Origin of the sequence: Rhodococcus sp. EPR-134 (assembly GCF_001647205.1) — a bacterium.
In the GTDB taxonomy this organism is placed as follows: Bacteria; Actinomycetota; Actinomycetes; order Mycobacteriales; family Mycobacteriaceae; genus Rhodococcus_F; species Rhodococcus_F qingshengii.
Genome location: NZ_LVCT01000650.1, coordinates 1 through 2474 on the forward strand (window position 1 = coordinate 1; position 2474 = coordinate 2474).

The 2474-nt window shown below is 62.8% G+C and carries 1 protein-coding gene and 2 pseudogenes; all 3 read right to left on the bottom strand.

Translation table 11 applies throughout. The annotated features are described in order from the left end of the window. A pseudogene (locus A2J01_RS28260) lies at nt 1–453 on the bottom strand (transcriptional regulator); the annotation flags it as partial. Nucleotides 454–558: 105 nt separating this feature from the next. After that, nucleotides 559–2040 (bottom strand): mycofactocin dehydrogenase MftG, encoded by a 1482-nt coding sequence (gene mftG / locus A2J01_RS28265; protein ID WP_064114053.1) that lies wholly within the window; start codon nt 2038–2040, stop codon nt 559–561. Further along, nucleotides 2037–2474 (bottom strand): annotated as a pseudogene (locus A2J01_RS28270) (mycofactocin biosynthesis glycosyltransferase MftF); the annotation flags it as partial. The gene mftG and the pseudogene A2J01_RS28270, both read right to left, overlap by 4 nt.

Sequence of the window (2474 nt, forward strand, 5' to 3'; positions counted from 1 at the left end):
ATCTTCGCTCCAGTCGGCGCCTTCGACGAAGTTCATGGACAACGCCTTGTCCTTGGCCGAGTTGTCACCCTCCACCCAGAGCAGTCGACCGTGTGCGTCACTGATCGCGATCAGTAGTCCGGTTTCGGCAGCATCTTCCACCAGGAGTTTCCGAATCACCGGACGGATCAGTGACATGGGATGCGCGGAGCGATACTTTTCGAGCTCCACCCCTTCGAGCATCTCAGGGTTGCCGACCACATCGGGATTTACCCCCTTGTTGCGGCTCCGCATCCAGGACTCGAGTACGACCGAACGGACATGCGAGTCGTCGGTCAGCCCCTGGCCGGGCACGCCGCGGGCATCGATGAACGACTGATGGGCAGACGAAAGTCGCCGCGCGAGTAACGCGACGTCATCGCCTGGCCTGACCGCCACCCACGGGTTGCCGGGCACAGCCTGTTCACGTGCCATATTTTGCGTTCCTCCGCTCCGTGGACCACTGTAACGCCGATCACAGCCCATAGGCGAGAACGACCATTCGGTATGACTGCCGACCCAGCCTGCTGCCCCTCGCGGTCACTCGTCACCGAGCAGAATGGCGCTTGCTCGTTCCGCGACCATCACCGCGGTCGCATGCGGGCCGCGGGTCGGGATCGTCGGCAGGATTGACGTGTCAACAATACTGAGTCCTTGCGCGCCGATCACACGGCACCGACCGTCGACGACTGCGAACGGGTCCGCCTCGGCACCCATCACGCAACTACCGGACATATGCAGCGACGTTCCCAAGCGGGATTCGACCCACTCATCGGTGTACTCCACGACGGGGCGATCGATCAACCCCGTCTCGGCGATCGACTCGAGAAGATTCTCGGCGATCCGCATCCCTTCCCGAATGGCAGCTCGATCGTGCGCCGACGCGACGTAGTTGTACCGAATACGCGGCGCCCCAGCGGGATCCCCCGATGCCAGTTCGATACTTCCCCGGCTGCGCGGCGCCATCAGGACCACTCCGACGCCGTGGTCCATGCGAGGCGCACCGGGAACCAGGTCTGTGAAAGATGCGGTGTACGGACGGATTTCGATCTCAGCGAGGTTGAGGGCTGTCTCCAGCACCGGAGTCTGCGATCGAATCGTGCGGGGCTTCGAAAAATGGTACGGCAGCAGCACTTCCGGGTGGTCGACGAAGTTCTGTCCGACGCCCGGTCGATCGAGAACGACGGAAACTCCTTGCTCTACAAGTTGTTCCGCTGGACCAACACCGGAATTGAGGAGAATGTGCGGTGTCGCCACCGCGCCCGAACACACGACCACATGGTCGGCACGAATGCGTCGGACATTGCCGTCGTCGAGAACGTCGACGCCGATCGCACGGGTACCCGAGAACGCGATGCGAATGACGTTCACTCCGGATTCCACCCGCAGATTCGGCCGGTGCAACGCCGGCATCAGATACCCGATCGCCGTACTGATCCGACGATGATCCGACACGTTCAGTGGCACTCGGCCCACCCCGAACGAGTCCGGCGCATTCTTGTCGACGTCGTCGGGAAAGCCTGCTCCGAGCGCTGCCGCATGAAACTCGCCGCTCAGTGGATGCAGTTGGTCCCACGCTCGACGCTCGACCGGGATCGGTCCGGCGGTCCCGTGGAACTCGCTCTCGAAATCACGATCCGTTTCGGACTTCTTGAAGTACGGCAAGACGTCGTCGTATCGCCATGAACTCGGCCAATGCTCGAAATCAGCACGGGTCGCGCGGGTGAAGTACGCACCGTTGACGGCTCCGGATCCACCGAGTGTCCGCCCCCGCGCAATTGTGGACGCCCGACGCGGCGTCAGTTCGACCGGATAGGTCCACGTGTATTCGCTCGCAGGTCCGACCGGCAGTCGGTACGGATCACCCAGGACGTCCGGGAGTTCGAGCGCCGATCGATATCCGCTTCCCGATTCGAGGAGCATCACCGTGGCGGATGGATCTTCACTGAGCCTGGCTGCGACCACGCAACCACACGTGCCACCACCGACAACCAGGAAATCTGCGTAGTCGGCTTCTGTCACTTGGTGATTCGAGGTTTCAGCGCCGCCCAGTCGCGGGCGTCGAATGCGCCACGCCAGAGTCCGGCTCCATACGCGACGTCGTCGGCTCGTTTGAAGAAGACGTACCGAACCGGTCCCAGCCCGCCTGGCTCACGGTGGCGATACCAGTCCACCAAACCTTCGGTGACTGCTGCAGCGACGGCCAGCCGCCGAATTCGCCTGGAGGCGATCACCGCCAGGAGCGTCACGGGCCAGTAGTGACGACACATTGCCGAGGCGAGTTGCCAGAATCCGCCGACAACTCCCTGCGCGGTGAGGATCGCCGCGATCCGGGTGGGTTGACTCAGGCCGGTGAACATCTTTCGCAGCCGGTAAACGGTAAACAGCAAAGCGCCGAGTGCGCCGGCAAGACCGGAACGGGTCAGTGTTGCAGCGGCGATACACGCGAAGAGCGT